General features: G+C 65.4%; 12 protein-coding genes, 2 pseudogenes and 1 riboswitch. Of the genes and pseudogenes, 5 read left to right on the top strand and 9 right to left on the bottom strand.

What is annotated here, in order from left to right; all coding sequences use genetic code 11:
• Positions 1-29 precede the first annotated feature (29 nt).
• A complete protein-coding gene (gene ahcY, locus BEK68_RS17675; protein WP_004628358.1) occupies positions 30-1454 on the bottom strand; it encodes an adenosylhomocysteinase in 1425 nt (474 codons plus the stop codon).
• A 108-nt stretch (positions 1455-1562) separates the two neighbouring features.
• Positions 1563-1646, bottom strand: a riboswitch (S-adenosyl-L-homocysteine riboswitch).
• A 42-nt stretch (positions 1647-1688) separates the two neighbouring features.
• Positions 1689-2434 (bottom strand): annotated as a pseudogene (locus BEK68_RS17670) (AAA family ATPase).
• A 225-nt stretch (positions 2435-2659) separates the two neighbouring features.
• On the opposite strand from BEK68_RS17670, the gene BEK68_RS17665 reads away from it, so the two are divergent.
• From BEK68_RS17665 to BEK68_RS17640, 5 genes are all read left to right on the top strand, one after another.
• Positions 2660-4117 (top strand): alkaline phosphatase, encoded by a 1458-nt coding sequence (locus tag BEK68_RS17665; protein ID WP_012436822.1) that lies wholly within the window; start codon positions 2660-2662, stop codon positions 4115-4117.
• 16 nt (positions 4118-4133) lie between these two features.
• Complete coding sequence (locus tag BEK68_RS17660; protein ID WP_012436821.1) at positions 4134-5528, top strand: alkaline phosphatase; 1395 nt, start codon at positions 4134-4136, stop codon at positions 5526-5528.
• A gap of 75 nt (positions 5529-5603) precedes the next feature.
• Positions 5604-6299 carry a hypothetical protein gene (locus BEK68_RS17655; RefSeq protein WP_012436820.1) on the top strand — a complete coding sequence of 232 codons (696 nt, stop codon included), beginning with the start codon at positions 5604-5606 and terminating at the stop codon, positions 6297-6299.
• A 264-nt stretch (positions 6300-6563) separates the two neighbouring features.
• Positions 6564-7475: a bifunctional hydroxymethylpyrimidine kinase/phosphomethylpyrimidine kinase gene (gene thiD / locus BEK68_RS17645; protein WP_012436819.1), complete on the top strand. Its 912-nt coding sequence runs from the start codon at positions 6564-6566 to the stop codon at positions 7473-7475.
• A 14-nt stretch (positions 7476-7489) separates the two neighbouring features.
• Complete coding sequence (locus BEK68_RS17640) at positions 7490-7849, top strand: DUF4369 domain-containing protein (RefSeq protein WP_012436818.1); 360 nt, start codon at positions 7490-7492, stop codon at positions 7847-7849.
• Positions 7850-7867: 18 nt separating this feature from the next.
• Here BEK68_RS17640 and BEK68_RS17635 read toward each other — a convergent pair whose 3' ends face one another.
• From BEK68_RS17635 to BEK68_RS17605, 7 genes and pseudogenes are all read right to left on the bottom strand, one after another.
• Positions 7868-9466 carry a hypothetical protein gene (locus BEK68_RS17635; RefSeq protein WP_024542039.1) on the bottom strand — a complete coding sequence of 533 codons (1599 nt, stop codon included), beginning with the start codon at positions 9464-9466 and terminating at the stop codon, positions 7868-7870.
• Between the two features lie 9 nt (positions 9467-9475).
• A pseudogene (locus BEK68_RS26480) lies at positions 9476-11892 on the bottom strand (T6SS effector phospholipase Tle3 domain-containing protein).
• A 223-nt stretch (positions 11893-12115) separates the two neighbouring features.
• On the bottom strand, positions 12116-12595 hold the full coding sequence (locus BEK68_RS17625) for a VOC family protein (protein ID WP_012436815.1): 480 nt from the start codon (positions 12593-12595) through the stop codon (positions 12116-12118).
• 125 nt (positions 12596-12720) lie between these two features.
• The gene (locus BEK68_RS17620; RefSeq protein WP_012436814.1) at positions 12721-13875 is read right to left on the bottom strand and encodes a thiamine phosphate synthase; all 1155 of its coding nucleotides are present in this window, start codon (positions 13873-13875) and stop codon (positions 12721-12723) included.
• Positions 13872-14699, bottom strand: coding sequence for a thiazole synthase (locus BEK68_RS17615; protein WP_012436813.1), 828 nt, complete (start codon positions 14697-14699; stop codon positions 13872-13874). Before BEK68_RS17615 ends, BEK68_RS17620 begins: the two co-directional genes overlap by 4 nt.
• A gap of 9 nt (positions 14700-14708) precedes the next feature.
• Positions 14709-14924: a sulfur carrier protein ThiS gene (gene thiS, locus BEK68_RS17610; RefSeq protein ID WP_004628385.1), complete on the bottom strand. Its 216-nt coding sequence runs from the start codon at positions 14922-14924 to the stop codon at positions 14709-14711.
• A complete protein-coding gene (locus tag BEK68_RS17605; protein ID WP_012436812.1) occupies positions 14921-16066 on the bottom strand; it encodes an FAD-dependent oxidoreductase in 1146 nt (381 codons plus the stop codon). Before BEK68_RS17605 ends, thiS begins: the two co-directional genes overlap by 4 nt.
• Between the last annotated feature and the right edge of the window lie 3 nt (positions 16067-16069).

Here is a 16069-nt window from a genome sequence, read left to right as displayed (position 1 = left end):
CGGCGGAGATTGCCGCCGGCAGGTACGGCTTAGTAGCGGTAGTGGTCAGCCTTGTACGGGCCTTCCTTGCTTACGCCAATGTACGCAGCTTGCTGGTCGGTCAGCTCGGTCAGTTGCGCGTTCAGCTTCTTGAGTTGCAGGCGCGCGACCTTCTCGTCCAGGTGCTTGGGCAGCGTGTAGACGCCCACCGGGTACTTGTTCGAGCCCTTCACCGCTTCCGTCCACAACTCGATCTGCGCGATGGTCTGGTTGGCAAACGAGCTGCTCATCACGTACGACGGGTGGCCCGTAGCGCAGCCCAGGTTCACCAGGCGGCCCTTGGCCAGGATGATGATCTTCTTGCCGTCGGGGAAGATCACGTGATCGACCTGCGGCTTGATCTCTTCCCACTGGTACTTCTCAACGGAGGCGATGTCGATCTCGTTGTCGAAGTGGCCGATGTTGCAGACGATGGCCTGGTCCTTCATCTTGGCCATGTGATCGTGCGTGATGACGTGGTAGTTGCCCGTGCAGGTCACGAAGATGTCGCCGTGCTCGGCAGCGTAGTCCATCGTGACCACGCGGTAGCCTTCCATGGCGGCCTGCAGCGCGCAGATCGGGTCGATCTCGGTCACCCACACTTGCGCCGACAGTGCGCGCAGTGCCTGTGCCGAGCCCTTGCCCACGTCGCCGTAGCCGGCCACGATCGCCACCTTGCCGGCGATCATCACGTCGGTGGCGCGCTTGATGCCGTCGACCAGCGATTCACGGCAGCCGTACAGGTTGTCGAACTTGCTCTTGGTGACCGAGTCGTTGACGTTGATGGCCGGGAAGCGCAGTTCGCCGCGCTGGGCCATCTGGTACAGGCGGTGCACGCCCGTGGTGGTTTCTTCGGTCACGCCCTTGATGGCGTCGAGGTTGCGGCTGTAGAACGTTGCGTCCTTGGCCAGCTTTTCCTTGATGGCGGCAAACAGAAAGGTTTCTTCTTCGCTGCCCGGATGGGCAAGCACGGAGACGTCCTTCTCGGCCTTGGCGCCCAGATGCAGCAGCAGCGTTGCGTCGCCGCCGTCGTCCAGGATCATGTTGGGGGTGCCGCCATCGGCCCATTCGAAGATGCGGTGGGTGAAGTCCCAGTATTCCTGGAGCGATTCGCCCTTGAACGCAAACACCGGCGTGCCCGTTGCGGCAATCGCGGCGGCAGCGTGGTCCTGCGTCGAGAAGATGTTGCACGAGGCCCAGCGCACGTCGGCGCCGAGTGCCTTGAGCGTCTCGATTAGCACGGCGGTCTGGATGGTCATGTGCAGCGAGCCGGCAATGCGCGCGCCCTTGAGCGGCTGGCTCGCGGCAAACTCATCGCGAATCGCCATCAGGCCGGGCATTTCGGTCTCGGCAATGGCGATTTCCTTGCGGCCCCAGTCGGCCAGCTTGATGTCGGCGACGAGGTAGTCGTGTTTCAGATCGGTGACAGCGTTCATTGGATCACTCCGAAAAAGAGGGGTGACCGCACGCGGGGAGATGACCACTGGGACAGGGCCCATGCTGGGGCCCCGGATAGAAGCGTTCTCGCCATCGTGTCAGCCACGATACTGCGAGCGCCGTTTGAACTTCCGAGCCTGGCGGCCGCCCCGTCTGAACTTGGGCCGGTCGTTGCAACGCTCCTCGGAATGGGCTGGATTGTAGCGGATTCGGCCGTCCGCCACCACGGCCGTTCATTGCTCCAGCAGCATATTCAGCATCCGCTGCGGATTCGCCAGAAAGTCCCGCGTGACCTCAAAGTGTTCGGTCCCTTCGTAGGCGATGCGCCGGATGCCGCCGCCGTCACATTGGTAGATCCACGCGTCGGGATAGGCCATCAGGATGGGCGAGTGCGTGGCGATCACGAACCGGCTTTCCGCCTGCACCAGACCATGCAGGCGCGAGAGCACCGCCAGTTGCCGCTGCGGTGACAGCGCCGCCCTCCGGTTCGTCGAGCAGGTACGGGCCGTTCGGGCCGAAGCGGTTCATCAGCAGCGCGAGAAACGATTCCCCATGCGATTGCGCATGCAGCGACCGGCCGCCGTAGGCATCGATCACGCGCCCGCCCAGGCCGGGCTCGTCATCCATCTGTTGGATATTCGTGGCCACGTTGAAGAAGCTCTCGGCGCGCAGGAAGAACTCGGTGCGCGGCTTGCGAAAGCCCCTGGCAATGCGCAGATGCGCGTGCAGCTCGGAGTGCGACGCATGCGTGCTGAAGTGGAAGTTAGCCGCCCTCGGCGTTGAAGACGAGCGCCACGGCAATCGCCTCCATGAGCGTGGATTTGCCTGAGCCGTTTTCGCCAACGAGGAACGTGACTTTGGGATGCAACTCCAGCGTATTGAGGGCGCGCACGGCCGGCAGGCTGAACGGATCGGCGTCGAAGGCGGTAACGGTCTCGCGCCGCAGCGTGACATGGCTGACGAACTGGCGAGTGAGCATGGAAAGCGCGGGCCGAATCGCAGATGCCGCATCGTATCGCGCCGCCTGCTGGCCCGGGACCGGTTGCCTGCTCAGGCAATCGACCCTCCGTAGCGTGCACCACGCCGCAGTGTCAATGCGCTGTCAGAGGCGAACCTTGCGATCCGGTTAGGAAGTGGCGCACCCGCATCACGGACATGCAACACGCGGCCTCCAAAGTGCCGGGCATCGTTCAGGGAGCCAACGATGCACAACCACAAACTTACGAAGTACGCCGCCGCCGTGGCAGCCGCGCTCGCCATGGCAGCGTGCGGCAGCGACGGCACATCCAGCAACGCCGGCACCGCAGCGCCCGACGCCGGTACGCCCACCACGCCCGCCAAGAACGTCGTGTTCTTCCTGGGCGACGGCATGGGCATGACCACCATGACCGCCGCGCGCATCTACAAGGTGGGCGAAGACGGCGAGCTGACCATGGACACGCTGCCGGAAACCGGCTTCGTGCGCACGTTCTCGAACAACGCGCAGGTGACCGACTCGGCGCCGTCGATGTCGGCCTACATGACCGGCGTGAAGATGAACAACGAGGTCATCTCGATGTCGCCGGACACGATGGCCTATGACGCGGGCGGCAAGGATTACCTCTCGGGCGCCGACAGCACCTGCCCGAGCGGCAACGGCAAGCCCGTCACGACGCTGCTCGAACTGATGAAGGCCGCGGGCTACGGCACGGGCGTGGTCACCACCACGCGCATCACGCACGCCACGCCGGCCGCTACGTATTCGCACATCTGCCACCGCGACGGCGAGAACACCATCGCCGCGCAACTCACGCCGGCCGGCAAGGGCTTCAACGCTGCGCTGGGCGATGGTGTGGACGTGGTCTTCGGCGGTGGCCGCAAGCACTTCCAGCCGACCACCGCAGGCGGCGCACGCACCGATGGCCGTGACCTGATCGCCGAACTCAAGGCGGGCGGCTACCGCTATGCCAGCAACAAGGCCGAGTTCGACACGCTGCAAGCCACCGACGGCAAGGTCGTGGGCCTGTTCACCAGCAGCCACATGTCGTACGACCTGGACCGCGACCCGAGCAAGGAGCCGAGCCTGGGTGAGATGACCAACAAGGCCATCGACGTGCTCGCCGCCAAGAAGAAGGGCTTCTTCCTGATGGTGGAAGGAGGCCGCATCGACCACGCGCTGCACGAGACCACCGCCCGCAAGGCACTGCAGGACACCGTGGCGTTCGACTCCGCCATCCGCGGCGCGATCGACAAGCTCAACACGATCGACCCGGGCCTGAAGAACACGCTGATCGTCGTCACGGCTGACCACGACCACACGCTGGTGCTCAACGGCTACGCCAAGCGCACGGGCCCGACCAGCGACAGCAACCCCGGCGTGCTCGGCCTGCTGAAGAACTACGTGACGGGCGCCAACGCCACCGACACCGGCGGCAACCCGTTCACGATCATCGGCTTCGGCACCGGCGAGAACCGCCCGGCCACGCGCGGCGCACTGACGGATGCCGCCGTGTACGACAAGAGCTACCACCAGGAAGCCGTGATCCCGGTTGCACCGGGCGGCGAAACGCACGGCGGCACCGATGTCTTCATCGGCGCACGCGGCTTGGGTGCCGAGCGCTTTACCGGCACGATGGACAACACCGAGGTCTTCGGCCTCATCAAGCAGGCCGTGGGTCTGTAAGAGGGAGAGGGCAATCATGAACACGCAATCGAACCGCATCTTCCGCGCCGGCCTGCTGGCACTGGCAGCCGCTGCCTGCGCCCAGGCGCACGCCGCCGGTGAAGCCAAGAACGTGATCTTCTTCCTGGGCGATGGCATGGGTCCAACCACCGTCACTGCCACGCGCATCTACAAGGTGGGCGAGGCCGGCCGCCTGACGATGGAATCGCTCAAGCGCACGGCCCGCATCAAGACGTACTCCAACGATGCGCAGACCACCGACAGCGCGCCGTCGATGTCGGCATACATGACCGGCGTGAAGATGAACAACGAAGTCATCTCCATGTCGGCCGACACCAAGGCCAGCGATGCCACGGGCAAGGGCTACGTGAGCGGTGCAGACAGCACGTGCCCAGCCAACAACGGCACGCCGGCCGTGACGCTGCTGGAGCTGGCCAAGGGTGCCGGCAAGTCGGTGGGTGCGGTCACGACCACGCGCGTCACGCACGCCACGCCGGCCGCCACGTACTCGCACATCTGCCACCGCGACGGTGAAAACCAAATCGCCGCGCAAGGCACGCCTGGCAACGCGCTGTACAACGCCGCGCTCAAGGATGGCCTGGACGTGCTGCTCGGCGGCGGCCGCCGTCACTACCTGCCGCAAGGCACGACGGGCAGCAAGCGCACCGACACGACCGACCTGACCGCGCAGTTCCAGACCGCCGGCTACACGTACGTGACCACTGGCACGGCACTGACGGCCGTCAACCCGGCCACGACGAACAAGCTGCTCGGTCTGTTCAACCTGGACCACATGAACTACGACCTGGACCGCAAGAAGAACAATGTGGATGAGCCCAGCCTGGCCGACATGACCGAGAAGGCCATCCGCGTGCTGCAGAAAAACGGCAAGGGCTACTTCCTGATGGTGGAAGGTGGCCGTATCGACCATGCGCTACACGGCACCAATGCCAAGCGCGCACTGGAAGATGCCGGCGCATTCGACGAAGCCATCAAGCGTGCGCTGGGCACGGCGGATCTGTCGAACACGCTCATCGTCGTCACAGCCGACCACGACCACACGATGACGATCAACGGCTACCCCCGCAAAGGCAACCCGATCCTCGGCGTGTCGAACGACATCAAGACCGGCCAGCCGCAATTGGCCGCCGACGGCCTGCCGTACACCACGCTGGTATTCGGCAACGGCGGCACAACGCGCAAGGCCACCCGCGACAACGTGGCCGCGGTCGATACGGCTGCAGACGATTACCTCCAGGAAGTGGGTGTGCAGCTCGGCACGCCTGGTTCGGAAACGCACGGCGGCGGGGATGTGATGCTGTTCTCCTCTGGTCCGGGCAGCGCACCGCTGAAGGGCACGCTGGACAACACGAAAGTGTTCGGCGTGGTCAAGACGGCCATGGGCCTCTGATTCCTGCGTTTCCATTGATGCGCATGCCGTGGCAATCGGCATGCGCTTTTTTCGTTTCAGCCTGACCGCATTCGTATGACCCGATCTGTCCGCATTCTGTTTTCGTTTGCCCTCGCTGCGCTCGCTGCCACGGCACAGGCCGCCGGGCCGGCTTCGTCCAACTCGCTGACCGCCCTGCGCGTCGAACACCAACTGTCGTCGCTCGGCGCCGACGGCATTCAGCGCGACGTCCGCTTTGCCGAGCGCGTCTACCGGCAGGGCGACCGCGTCTGGATCGCCCGCGAACTGCCGCCCGCGTCGGCGCACGCCGAGCATGACCACGCCAATGCCCACGCCGGCCACAAACACGCCGATACCGACACTGCCCCGCGCTGGATTGAGCGCGACGCCAAGGGCGCGCTGACCGTGCGCGTGGTGAGCGCCTCGCAGCAGAAAAACTACGCCGTGGAACCGGCCGAATATTCCAACATCGGCTTCGACGGCTCGTGGGCGACGGCCTATCACCTGCTCGACCCGGCCGCGCTCAAAGGCATGCGTGCCGAAGGCCCGGTACGCAATGGCGTGCAGACCTACCGCGCGACGCGGGGCGAGCGCACCGTCACCGTCGATTGGGACGTGGCCGGCCAATACCCGCGTCGCGTGGAATCGCGCAACGCCACCGGCACGCAACGCAAGCTCACGCGCGTGACGGCATTGCCGGCGCCCGCCGCGGCTCCGTGGGAACGCGCCCAACGCTACGCCGCCGCCGATTACACCGACCTGATGGACTGAAGTGCCGCCGTCTGCAGCTCGAGCGGCCGGACGTTGCGTTCGAGCCTGAAGGCACGGCGTCCCATCCTGCGACCCTGGCGTGTCAGGCTGAAACTGTCGCGTTCGACGGTCAGAGCCTCGCGTTCGAGCCAAAAACCGTCGCGTTCCACGGTCTGAGCCTCGCGCTTGAGGCGGAAACCCTCGCCAATCAGGTTCAGGACCCCGCACATCGATCCGGCCGCGATAGCGCTATAGTGCGAAACACCCCCCAAACATTCGCACGACATGACGATCACCGACCCGACCCTCGCTGCGTTTGCCGCTCCCGCCTCGCACGTGCCGCGCGTGCTCACCATCGCCGGTTCGGACAGCGGCGGCGGCGCGGGCATCCAGGCTGACCTGAAGACGTTTGCCGCGCTCGGCTGCTACGGCATGTCGGCCATCACCGCTATCACCGCGCAGAACACGCTGGGCGTGACGGCGGTGGAATCGCTCACCCCAGACATCGTCGCCGCGCAGATCGACGCCGTGGCAAGCGACATTGGCGTGGACGCCGCCAAGACCGGCATGCTCGGCACGCCGCAGGTGGTGGAAGCGATTCTCTCGGCGCTGGACCGCCACCCGATCGCTAACCTCGTCGTCGATCCGGTCATGGTCAGCACCAGCGGCGCGCAGCTTGGTAGCGACGCCACGGCGCAGGCGATGGCGAAATGGCTGTTCCCGCGCGCGTTGCTTGTCACGCCGAACCTGCCGGAAGCCAGCGCGCTGCTCGGCCGCGAGGTGCGCACCGCCGACGACATGCTGCCCGCCGCGCGCGACCTGCTGGCGCTTGGGCCCCGCGCCGTGCTGCTCAAGGGTGGGCATCTGGCCGGCGCGTCTACCGCCAGCGAAGACGGCGTGCTGCAAGACGTGCTCGTCACCGCCGACGGCGCCGAGCGCATCTACGCCCACACCTACATCGACACGCCGCACACGCACGGCACGGGCTGCACGCTGTCGGCCGCCATTGCCGCACATCTGGCGCGTGGCGATGCGCTGGAAGCGGCCATCGAAGCCTCGCTCGATTACCTGCTGCACGCAATTGGCGCGGGCCGGCATCTGGCCCTTGGGCGCGGGGCGGGTCCGTTGAACCACGGGTTCGCACCGCGACCGCTCGCAGCGCCGCGTTCACTCGACGTGGATGTCGAGGAAGACTGATCAGGGGAGCCGCCATGAAACGCCTGCCGATCCCGCTGGTGCGCTGTCTGCCAGTGGCAGCGCTGTGCGCCCTGCTCGGTGCCTGCAATGGCTACATCAGCCTGGGCTCGCCCATCGGCAGCGCTTTCTCGATTGGCGGCACGTTGTCCGGACTGCCCGGCGGGCAGTCGATCGTATTGCTCAACAACGGCCGCGATTCGCTCACGCTGGCCGCTAACGGCCCGTTCGTGTTTGGCGGGCTGGTGCCGTTCGACGGCAGCTATGTGGTGACGATCAGCACGCAGCCCGCATCGGCCAACTGCGTGGTGACGAATGGCAGCGGCACGGTCAATGGCGATGTGAACAATGTGCAGGTGACGTGTCAGGCGCGCTGAACCTGTCTCGTACCGGGCTCATTGAACGTTGGCCTTATTGCCGTCGGTCCGTTCCCCAAACCAAGCCCAGTACGCCCGGTTCTCGCCTCGTGCGCGCGGCCAGTACGTCACGGGCGGCTTGGGCTGCCAACCCGGCGGCGGCCCAATCAGCACTGCCCAGCTGTCGGTGGAATCCGCCACACTGGTGACGACAGCACTCTTGCCGCTCTGGTCGGCATACGCCGCCGCAAACGCGGCATTGACGGCAAAGCTGGCTGCCCGCGCCGGTCCCTCCATGTGCTCCGCCACGCTATATACGTTGGCGATCTGGTCCAGGTCGGGCCACTGCTGGTGAATAGCGGCGCGCAACGGCCGCATCAAGGAAGTGACATTGTCGGCATGCTTTGGCACGTCGTAGTAGACGCGCTCGACCGGATGCTGTTCTGCGGCCTGCGCTTGCACGGCTTGCATGAGACCGGTCCATGCTCCACCTGGGTTGGCCGCCTTGTTGCCAATGGCGCCTTGGTGTTGATGCGGGGTGTAGAACGAGGCCAGTGCTGTGTAGCCCCAGTCGGCGCTCGGGTGGCCGAGGATCAACAGGGCGGTGTTTTCGTTGGTCTGCTCGCCCATGGGGTAGTTGGGCGCGTCTACGTTCCATACCCACGCCAGCTTGTCAGGGTGTTGCGCCAAGAACTTGAGGGCGTCTTGGAGGTTGTAGAAACCGACGTTGGTGTCGCCTGCCGACACGGTGACGTTGGGCAACCTGCCTTCGGGGTTGAGCAGCATGCTTTTGGCTTGGGCGTCGCTTGCGATCTCGTGAAACACCAGCCGCCGCACTGCCTGCAGTGACAGGGTGCGCTCGCCAATAATCATTTCCGGAAAGACGCGCGTACCGCGTACGGTCCTACCCCTGTCGTCTTTGTGCAGCGTGACCCAGTAGTCGCGCATGCGTTCTTCGGCATGGGCGGCGTCGTAGGCGAGGATGCTGGGCGCGGGCATGCCCATGGCCTTTTGCTCTTCAAGAAGGTCTTTCTGTCCCGTACTGGGGTGAGTGTCGTCAAGGTAGGTTGGCGTGTTCAACCACTCGCGCGGCAAGCCAAAGAACACGTTCGGGTCGAAGTAGTTAGGGCGGCTGGTACCCCGCTTGAGGGAATAGAAATAATTCGCGTCCTCCAGGTAGTCGTTGAAGGTGAGCAGTGGGGCGGTAATCAATTTGCTCAATGCCGACTCGAATCTGTCGCGCTTTACATGTGGAAAATCCTCCAATCGTTCATGGCGCGACAAGCCGAGCGTCAGCTGCCCCACTGCATCGCCCAGCTTGAAGCGCTTCGCCTGCAGGTCGTCGTCATTGGGCTGTGCGAGCCCTTGTGCCCACAGCAGATTCCATTGGGTTGGGTAGTCCCGCCACATCAGCGGGTTAAGCCATTGCACCCCCAGCAGGACTGCGGCGGGGGCCTGGCCCTGATCACCTTGTTGTGCTTGCTTTTGCATGCGCGGCCAGGCGATGGGTTGGCGGTAGTAGGTTTTGTTATTGGGCATCTGGACTCCGGATTGACAGGCAGAAAGCAACAAGCAGGCGGCTGCGAGCACGTGGGTGACGGCACGCCGATAAGCGATGAGATGAAATGAATCGCGCATGTGGGTTCCTCAGGCGTAGCGTGGTCCGTCTGGCGACGTGTGGTACGCATCTAAGCGCCCGGGATTTCGCGCGTCGTCAATGCCAATAGCCCTGACAGCGCCCTTGATAGCCGCTAGGTTTTTGTGTTGCTCCAACGGGCCGTTGTCGTAGAGCGCTGCCTTCGTGCCGTAGTACGTGAACTCGCTGTCGTTCTTGGGATCGCGCCCCGGCGGGTATTCGTCCTTGTCTACTGGCTCACACCACCGCCAATCCGCCATCCGCCGCAACTGGTTCATCAACAACTCATCGAAGTGGCACAAGCCCACGTCCACGTCATACGCGAGCACATGTTCGGCATGCATGGCGTTGGTGAGGATGGTGGAGTGGTTGGTGGCTTGCGCGTCTTCGCCGTCCTTCATCAGCGCCGTGCGCTCTTGCTGTTCGAAAGCGCCAAACGTGGTGCCGCGCAAGGTGTGGTGTTGTGCGGCGTTCATCTTCTCGACGTCGTCTTCCGCAAAGAGCACGCCCTTTCTGAGGAAGCCGTCGTCGTTGTAGAGTTCGCGCCGCGCGCGCTGGCGCACCCCGGCGTTCTGGTCGTAGCGCATGGCGGCTTCGCTGGCGGCATTGCCGTGGCCGGTCTTGCGTTGCTCGGCGTAGGGGTCGAACTGGCCTTCTGGAATGCTCCGCTTGCGGTTCAGCGCATCGCTGGCGGATTCCTTGTGCGCGTTGAAGGGGCCGATGGTGCGCACGCCATCCGGATGTGAGGTCTCGCCGGGTCGAGGCGCGCCGTGCGGCAGGTAGACGGCTTGGGGCACGATGCCGCCGCCGGGCACCTTGGGGGCATTGACCAGCACGGCCCAGTCATCCGCTGGGTCGGCATTGACGTTGGTGGCGCCCTTCACGGCTTGGCCGCCCCACATGATGGCTTGGATTGGAACGCCGGCAGCGCTGGCGACCAGCTTGCCCCAAATGCTCTTGCGCGAATCGCCCCAGATCCTGGCGAAGGAAACGCCCGCGGTGTCAGGGGACGGCGTCCAGAAGGTGGGCTTGGTGTTCCGCGGTTTGAAGGTGCCGGTGGTGTCATCCCAACCGCTGCCCACATCGGCCGGCGTGGCGCCGATGGTGTCGTGCCAATAGCGGTAACGGTAGCCGGGTTCTGCCCCAACCTTGTACGGGGTACCCGGCTTGGTTTGCGCCCAGACGCGTTGGAACAGAATGCGCTGAGCCCCGGTGGCTTGCACATCCTTGTCGTTCAAGCCAAGCCAGCCCATGCCCTGCACCGGTGAGACAGAGATGACGCGGTCGTGCGGGCAGCAATAGAGGAAGACGCGCCCCCTGGTCTGGTGGTCAGCGCTGTCCTGTGCGGCAGTGCGCGGGGTGTCGCCATTCTTGGGGCACGCGTTGAATCCGAGCTGATCCACGGCGTGGTGGCTGTAGTGTTGGGCCGGGCCCGGAAGTGGCGCACGATGTCGAAGAAGCCCTTGAGGCCTGCAACGCGCGCGTCGTAGGTGACGCGGCCTGCGCCGTCAAATTGGCTGAAGTTATCCAGGCGGCTACCGCGCAGGCTGTAAGGCGGGTTGGCGAGGACGTAGGTGTCGGCTACGCCCCAACCTTTGGCGCCGGTTTCTTTGTTCGCTCCGAATTCAATATGGTTGGCGCCGAAGTAGGCAGAGGCCAAGCCCACCATGTTGCCCTGGCTATGGCAGACGACGGTGACGGGGCAATCGCGTTCGAAGATGTCGCGGTGCAGCTCGCGGATGCGAGCGACCAGTTTGGCTAACCGCCACGCGGCAAAGGCCTGGTAGTGGCGCGTGGGCGCGCTATAGATCTGGCGGTCACTGGTCTGCAAGTGCTGAAGTTCAAACAGACCGCCCAAAACTTCGCTGTCAGTGCCCTTGCCGAACAGATCCGGCAGAGCGGAGGCGCCATTCACGAACGGACCGCCGCCCCAGGCGTTTTTCTCGTCGAGCAGAATATTGCCGCCCACACTCGCAAGCTCGTTGCGGACGGTGCCATCTTCCTGGACGACGTCTTCGCTGCTGGCTTTGTAGCCCCAGCGGAAACGGATGACGGGGCTGGTGCCGCTGCCCGGTTCAATGAAGGTGTTGGCTTTGAGGTCGCGGCGTATATAGCCGTCTTCCGTCAGCTCGGCTGTATAGCGCATGGGGCGGAGCTTGCCGCTCTCCTTGGGGTAGGCGACCTGCTCGTCGTTGCGTTGTAGGCGGGCGTTGAGCCCCTTGCAAAGGCCTTCCTCTGCGGCGTCGAACCATTCGCCGGTGGAGTTGACGCCATGGACGAAGATGATGACGCCGGGCAGCGGTGCGGGATAGACGACCTTGCGGCATGGGCCGCCGGGTAGGGTGATATCCGTCACCTTGATGCCGTAGAACGAGCGGCGGCGGGCGGTGACGGTAGTTTCGGGCAGAGCCTGTTCAGGGATAGTCATCGTGCAGGACTCAGGGTGGAAGATGCAAATGCACACAGATCCACCAGTGTCGGAGCGGCGCGCACGAAATCGACGAGACTCAACACTCTTTGACTTCATCGCCCCTGAGGCCGGCACGAATGAACAACGATGGGATATGTTCGACGCGGCAGTTAGTCGAGAACGCAGGAACAAAAAAAAAAGCGCGGCTCTCGTCCGCGCTTTTTTCTTTGCACCGCCGATATCAGGCCGACGCTGCCGCCTGCTCCTTCGTCCACTTCTCCATGCGCCTGGCCATCTCGTCGGGCGCCACGTCTTCCACATGCGTGGACACCGTCCACACGTGACCGAACGGGTCTTTAAGCGTGCCGGAGCGGTCGCCGTAGAACTGGTCCACCACGGGGCGCACTTCCGTGCCGCCGGCCTTCAGGGCATTGGCAAACACGGTATCGACGTTGGGCACATAGATCATCAGCCCCACCGACGTGCTCTGCAGCGTGTCGGGGCTGGCGCAGACCGTGTCCGGCGCTTCGTCCGACATCATGATGGGGGAATCGCCGATGCGGATTTCAGCGTGCGCGATGGTGCCGTTGGGGCCATCCATGCGAACGAGTTCGGTGGCGCCGAAGGCTTGCTTATAGAAATCGAGCGCGCGCGCGGCGCCTTTGATGCTCAGGTACGGGGTGACGCTGTGGTAACCCTCGGGGATGGGCTGGACCGCCATGTCTTGTCTCCTGCAGCGTGTGTTGGAAAGCCGCTGCGACGACAACCGCAGCGGCGCACGAACAGGATAGGTCAGCAAAAGCGCGGGTGCGCGGCGCAGGCGCACAGAGGTGCGGCGGACGATGCTTACGCGCGCACGTGCGCCGCGAACGTCGCTTGCAGTGCGTCCACCGCAGCCGGCACATCGGCCGCCTGGGTGATGGCGCGCACCACCGCCACACAGCCCACGCCCGATTCCAGCACGCGCGGCATCGCTGGCAGATCGATGCCACCGATGGCCACCAGCGGCGGTGCCGGCTCGCGCGTGCGCATGGCCGCCGCGTAGGCGAACAGGCGGCCGAGGCCCTGCGGCACGGTCGGCATGGTCTTGGTGGGCGTGGCAAACACAGCGCCGAGTGCAAGGTAGCTCGGGTTCAGCGGTGCGACGCGCAGCATTTCGGCAAAGCCGTGCGTGCTGATGCCAAGGCGCAAACCGGCCGAGCGGATCGCCACCAGGTCAGCTTCGTCGATGTCTTCCTGGCCGAGGTGAATGCCGTAGATGCCGCTGTCGGGCGCCTGAGTGTGCACGTCAAGCGCGACTTGCCAGTGGTCGTTGATGAACAGGCGCGTGGCACTGCCGCGTGCGGCGGCTTCTGCCCGGCGCACCTGGTCGACCACGGCTTGCGCGTCGTCCGACTTGAAGCGCAACTGCAACGTCGGCACCTTGAGCGCGACGAGGCGCGCCACCCAATCCGCATCCGGCACGACGGCGTAGATACCGAGCTGCGTCGGGCACGGCGCAAAGGCAAGGTCCGCTGCGGTCGGGCAAGGCAACGCTGGTTCGAGCACGCGGGGCAGGGCATCGAATTGCGTGGGCCAAGCGAGGGCATCGGCATTGCCTTCGGCAATCCACGCGCGCGCCACGCACAGCGCATCGCGCGGTTCGAATGCCAGCGCGAGTGCCGCACCGAAGATGGCGACGAAGCGCACATCGAATGCATCGCCTTGCGCCGCAGACGTGAAGCGGTACGTGCCGAGGCGGTCGTACACGGTGTCGATGCGTTGATCGCCTTCCACTGCAGTCAACACAACAGCGGCGCCAGCAGAGCGAGCACGTTCGGCTTGCGCCGTATCGGTCGTCAGCAGGACCGTGGCGGTGCTCGTGGCTTCGTCAGCGTGGTCGGTCACGCTCCAGGCGTGCGGCGCGCGGCCGAAGGCTTCCACATGGCGATCGACGATCTGCGCAGCAAGGGCTGCAGCTTCCGGCCACGCGGCGGAAAAACGCAAGGCGGATGCACTCATGCCTGCTTCTCTTCCGCATGCCAGAACGGCAACCCAACAACCGGCGTGCTGGCCTGCGCGACATCACGCTCAGGCATCGGGCCCGACAGCCGCGCAAGGCGACCGGCCTGCGTGGCCATCGCAAACGCCTGCGCCATCGCCACCGGGTCGCCCGCCTGCGCGACAGCGGTGTTCAGCAGCACGGCGTCGTAGCCCCATTCCATGACTTGCGTGGCGTGTGACGGCACACCCAGGCCCGCATCGACGATCAGCGGCACGTTGGGCAGGCGCTCGCGCAGCAGGCGCAGGCCATACGGGTTGGTGGGCCCGCGGCCGGTACCGATGGGTGCAGCCCACGGCATCAGCGCCTGGCAGCCGACGTCGAGCAGGCGGCGGCACAGCACGAGGTCTTCGGTGCAATACGGCAACACCTTGAAGCCGTCGCGGATGAGGCGTTCGGCAGCGGCCGGCAGCGCGAGTGTATCGGGCTGCAGCGTGTAGTCGTCGCCGATGACTTCGAGCTTGATCCAGTCGGTCTCGAACAATTCGCGCGACATCTGCGCGAGGGTATAAGCCTCGTCGGCGGAATAGCAGCCAGCGGTGTTCGGCAGCACGGGCACGCCGAGTTCGCGCAGCATCTTCCAGAAGCCGGCGCCGCCCTCGGGCGAGCCCGCGCTCTGGCGGCGCAGCGCCACCGTCAGCATGGCCGGGTTGGACACACGCACGGCGTCTTCCAGCGATTGCGGCGACGGGTAGCGCGCCGTGCCGAGCAGCAGGCGCGAGGCGAAGGTTTCGTCGTAGAGGCGCAGCGGATCAGCCACGGCGGAAAGGTTCGTAGTGGTCATCGAAGACTCCTAGCCGCCCACGACGGGCTGCACGAGTGCAATGCGGTCGCCTGTCTTGAGCGCGTGCTGCGCATGGCGCGCCTTGGGCACGAAATCGCCATTCACGGATGCGGCAAACGGCGGCGCGATCTGCAGTTGCGGCGTGGCCGCACCAATGGCGTCGGCCAGCGTGCTGCCCAAAGGCAGGGCCAGCGACAGGTCGTTGAGGGTGACGTTCAGCGTCATGACAAAACAGGTTCAGGCGATGCAGCGGCGGCGAATAGCTCGGGCCATTCGCAGTCGTCCGTATCGAAGGCACAGCCGTCCAGCACGTCGCACGCCGCTGCCACCGCGGCTTGGGTGACGGCGGGCGCGATCATGTAGCCGTGCCGGTACAGGCCATTGACCGACAACGTGCCAGCGCCATCCCAGCGGACGGCCGGACGGTGGTCCGGCAGCGTCGGGCGGCACTGCGTGTTCAGCTCCAGCACGCGCGCCTCGCCAAACGCGGGGTGCACGGCGTAGGCCGCAGACAGCAATTCCAGCGTGGAGCGCACGCTTGCTGGCGACATGTCGTCGGATTCCAGCTCGGTCGCGCCGATCACGTAGACATTGCCCGGCTTGGGCGCGATGTAGAGCGGGTAGCGCGGATGCAGCATGCGCACCGGCCGCGTGAGCGACACGTCCGGCGCATGGATGCGCGCCACTTCGCCGCGCAGGCCACGCAGTCGCGGCCACTGCGGCTTGGCACCGAGGCCCCGGCAATCGAGCACCAGGCGCGCACCCAGCCCGGCGGCAGCCAGTGCGTCGGGGCTCGGATCGACAACCTCGGTATTCCAGCGCAGTTGCACGCCGAGCGCTTCCAGCTCGGTCGCCAGCGCATCCAGCACGCCGCGCGGGTCAAGCTGACCTTCGCCTGCCAGATACAGCCCCTGCGTGAAGCGTTGTGCGAGCAGCGGCTCGAGTTGGGCAATGCCGGACGCGTCCACGGCACGCAGATCGGCGGCCACGCGCTCGGGCGGCGCGGCATTGCGCACGTGGTTGGCAAACAACGACGCCTCACCACGGTCCGCCGCATGCCACACCACCAGCGTGCCGGCCTCCTGGAAGAAGACCGGCGTGCGCAGCTTGGGCAACCAATCGCGCCACAGCGCCAGGCTTGCCAACCCCAAGTCCACGACAAAACGATCGGCCACGGCGGCTTCGGCAAGCGGCGCCAGCATGGCCGCGGCAACGTACGCCGCGGCACCGCTGCCGTCACGCGGACCGCGCTCCACCAAGGCAATGCGCGCGGGGGGCACCCCCGTCTGCGCGAGTTGCCAGGCACACAGGCGGCCGGCGAGGCCGCCACCGAGGATCGTTACGTCGAATGAAGTTGAGGTTGGCATTGC

It is taken from the genome of Ralstonia pickettii (assembly GCF_001699815.1).
Taxonomy (GTDB): domain Bacteria; phylum Pseudomonadota; class Gammaproteobacteria; order Burkholderiales; family Burkholderiaceae; genus Ralstonia; species Ralstonia thomasii.
Note: the sequence above shows the minus strand (reverse complement) of the source record. Positions and strands in the feature narration are given on the sequence as shown.